This window comes from Vaccinium witches'-broom phytoplasma str. VAC (assembly GCF_000309405.1).
In the GTDB taxonomy this organism is placed as follows: Bacteria; Bacillota_I; Bacilli_A; order Acholeplasmatales; family Acholeplasmataceae; genus Phytoplasma.
On the sequence record NZ_AKIN01000067.1, the window covers coordinates 1 to 3,545 of the forward strand.

Sequence of the window (3,545 nt, forward strand, 5' to 3'; positions counted from 1 at the left end):
GATCTTTGCGATATATATATTAAATTAGAAATTTTTTAAGTTTCTTAATAATTATAAATTGTAAAATAAAAAGATTGATTTGTCAATGTTTTTTTACAAAAAAGAGAGTCTCTAAAAGAGGCTCTCTTTTTAAAGATAATTCACACAACGGGTGAGGTGCCCCACAAAAGTGGATCCAAAAGGAAACAACTAATTGAACCAAACTGTTTATTAATTAAAAATAAACAGTTTGGTTCAATTAGTTGTTTCCTTTTGGTACCATTTTGCTGGGGCTCACCCTTTTAATTATTCTTTTTCTTTTTATAAAAAAATATTTTATTCGCGATATTTATACATCCTACAAACGGCATTATTACGTTCGCGTTTTCTTATTCTTTGCCCTTTTTGGTTGTATTCGTATGTATTTTCTAATAAATTAAAATTTTTCTTTGGTTTGGTACAAATACCTTTTTTATTATAAGTCGCCATTCCTTGGTAAAATTTTTTAATTTTTTGCCCTTTTTGGTTATATTGGTAACTGTAAGTGATAGTATAAGCTTGATCTGTTTGCCAGAAATAAAAGTCTGTTTTTTCAACTAATTGCCCTTTTTGGTTATATTCAAACTCTTTTTTAACTACTTTATTGTGATCTAAAAGACGCACTAATTGGTTTTTATCGTTATAATGATAAGTAAAAAAATCTAATTCTTTATTATCGCCATATTTATCTCTATATCTTTTAATCAATTGACCTTGATCGTTATATTCATAAAAATAATTGTTTAAACCGGATTTATATTTTTTTCTCATTAAAAGACCTTGATCGTTATATTTATAAAACGCTAACATAATGTTATATTTATCTGTCTTCATAACAGGTTTATTTAACATAATATTGGGTTGATAAACATCATTTTCTACTTCTTGTTCTAATTTAGCTTGATAAACTGTTTGACAAAGAGGTTTAAGAAGATTAGATTTTTTAGAAGGTTTTTTCTTACAAGAAAAAACTTGTCCTTTCTTTTCAACAGTTAAGGCAGAGGGGGAAACTGGAGGAGAAAAGATATTAATATTTGTTCTAATAAGGCAATATAACCCTAAACAGGCGCACGAAAGAAAAACACTTTTACGAAATAAGAAAGAAAATATTTTTTTAGGAATCGACATTTTCATTAATGATTTACTTTTTCTAATGGATTTTTTTTGGCCTAGGCCATCTTTTATTTTAATAAAAAAAACTCTTTTTCATGAATGAAATTAATTATAAAAACCAAAAAAATTTTTTAAAAAGGGAGATTTTTCTTTGGATTTCTATTTACATTCTAAAGATGTCTTTTATCAGAATCTTTCTTTATTAAAAAGACCTTTTTTAGGTATTTTTGATAAAGAAAGCAGTTTTTATACTTTTTATATGATTTTCACTGTTGAGAAATGCTTTTACCTGCTATAATAAAAGTAGATTTGTAAATATTTTATTCATTATAAAATCAAAATTATATAATAATAGAAAGGTAAAGATAAAAAAAGGAGATTTTTCAGTCTGCCTTTAAATATAAATTATTATTCATATTTTTTTGTTTTGTTTGTTAATTTTTATCAAAAAAAATTTTTTTTGATAAACTAATTCTTTGCTTTTTTCAATTATATTTTTTCCCTACCTTATTTTAAAAACCAAATGATAATAATAGAAAGGTAATAAAAATATATGAAGGATGATGATTCCCAATCTTCCTTGAAATATAAATTATTATTATTAATGTTTTTGGTTGTTCTTTTCTTTTTAGTAATTTTATTTTGTTATCAACAATATAATAAAAGTGCTGTTAACGATACTACCAAAACAAAACCATTAATAAAAAACAAAGTAGATACTTTAAAAATAACTTTCCCTCAAAAAGATAATGTCTTTATCGAAATAGAACCAACAACTTATAGAGTTATCAGAATTCAATTATTTGAAGGAAAAATTTTTCAATTCGATCAAAATAACAGGTTAATCCTGCCTTACGAGGATAAAAAGCCTTTTTTATTAGATCCTAATAAAACTACTCAAAGTTTTACTTCAGAAAGTGTTCTTGCTAGTGAGTCTTTTTTTGAAAAAAACGGTATTATTAGTTTTATAATTGACGTTAAAACTAAAACTCTACAAGAATTAACTATTTACGAAAAGAAAAAGAAAAACGTAATTAATTACGATATTAGAAGCGGTCAAGCTTTAACTAAAACCATCTTTTTTGATAAAAATAATTTTATTGAATACGATTTAAAGAAAAATAAAATACAAAAGATTTCTTTTCAAAAAGAAGGGAAAGAACCTTTTGTAGTTCATGTCAATGAAAAAAACGAAGTCATTTATGAAAATGATCCTGATTATGTGAAAGAAATAACAGAAAACAACTTAAAGAGTAAAGTCATAATATCATCTACATTTTTCCCCGCTAAAAAAACAAATCCTCTCTTAAAAGAAGAAGAAATAGAAGAAGAGATTGAATGCGAAATAAATCAGAACAACAATAAATTAACAAAATTCATTAACCCTGTGGAAACTATTACCTTAGACGAAGAAACGGGCTCAGAATTAAAAAGAGAATTTTTCTGTAATAAAAATTTTGGTACAATTATTATCGAAAGAAATATAAAAAATAACGCTATTTCCTCTATTAAAACTATTATGTCTGATCCATTCGATTTAGAAGGAAAGGATACTATCTTTAGTTGGACATTAGATCAACAAAATAAATTAATATTCATGGATCAAGAAAAAGAAACAAAATTAAAATCTCGAGATAGCGAAGAAACCAAATGGATTTTTGAATTGCCTTGTGAAAAAAACTTTATGATAGATCCTAAAACAAGAAGTATTCTTTTTTCGCAAAATTTAATGGAGCAAAGAAAAATAAAGCTGGATTATAGTTGTTATCACTCTTCTTTTGAAAATGTTTTTTTATTCACTATTTTTTAAAAAAATAGTGAATAAAAAAAACACCCTTATAAAGGATGTTTTTTGGTCAAAAATAAATTGTTTAATTAATAAATTATTTTTTAGATTTTTTTGTTTTTGTTAAGGCAGTAAACTGCTCCAACTAATGCAATTGTAGAAACTACACCAACTGAAACCCAAAGTGTAACGCTTTTGTACCAAAGTTTGTTTACTTCACTTTCCGCTTTAACTGTATATGTTACAGTAGCTGTACCTGTGTAAACTTGGCTGCCTTCATTAGCTTTAACTGTAACTTTTTTTTCAGCTGTGTCTACTGTTACTGTTACTTCATTAATTTGAATACTTGAAAATTTATTTTTAACTGCTGCTTTAGCTGTGTCATTTGTTAATTCAGCAGCTTGTTCACCTAATTCACCTGCAACTACTGTGTTGATGTCTACTTGAGCGTTTTCTTGAGCTTGTTCTCTTGACGTTCCGCCTTCATTTTCTTTATTATCATCTCCTGTTTTTCTTGGTCCAGATGTGTGTACTTCACTTTCCGCTTTAACTGTATATGTTACAGTAGCTGTACCTGTGTAAACTTGGCTGCCTTCATTAGCTTTAACTGTAACTTTTTTTTCAGCTG

At 26.2% G+C, this 3,545-nt stretch carries 3 protein-coding genes; 1 reads left to right on the forward strand and 2 read right to left on the reverse strand.

From position 1 onward, the window contains the following. Nucleotides 1-315: 315 nt before the first annotated feature. Nucleotides 316-1,152: a hypothetical protein gene (locus RI68_RS01785; protein WP_017193544.1), complete on the reverse strand. Its 837-nt coding sequence runs from the start codon at nt 1,150-1,152 to the stop codon at nt 316-318. A gap of 532 nt (nt 1,153-1,684) precedes the next feature. On the opposite strand from RI68_RS01785, the gene RI68_RS01790 reads away from it, so the two are divergent. Then, the gene (locus RI68_RS01790; RefSeq protein ID WP_017193546.1) at nt 1,685-2,941 is read left to right on the forward strand and encodes a hypothetical protein; all 1,257 of its coding nucleotides are present in this window, start codon (nt 1,685-1,687) and stop codon (nt 2,939-2,941) included. Nucleotides 2,942-3,021: 80 nt separating this feature from the next. On the opposite strand, the gene RI68_RS03880 is transcribed toward RI68_RS01790, so the two are convergent. Then, on the reverse strand, nt 3,022-3,545 hold a 524-nt coding region (locus RI68_RS03880; protein WP_017193547.1), incomplete at its 5' end, for a hypothetical protein.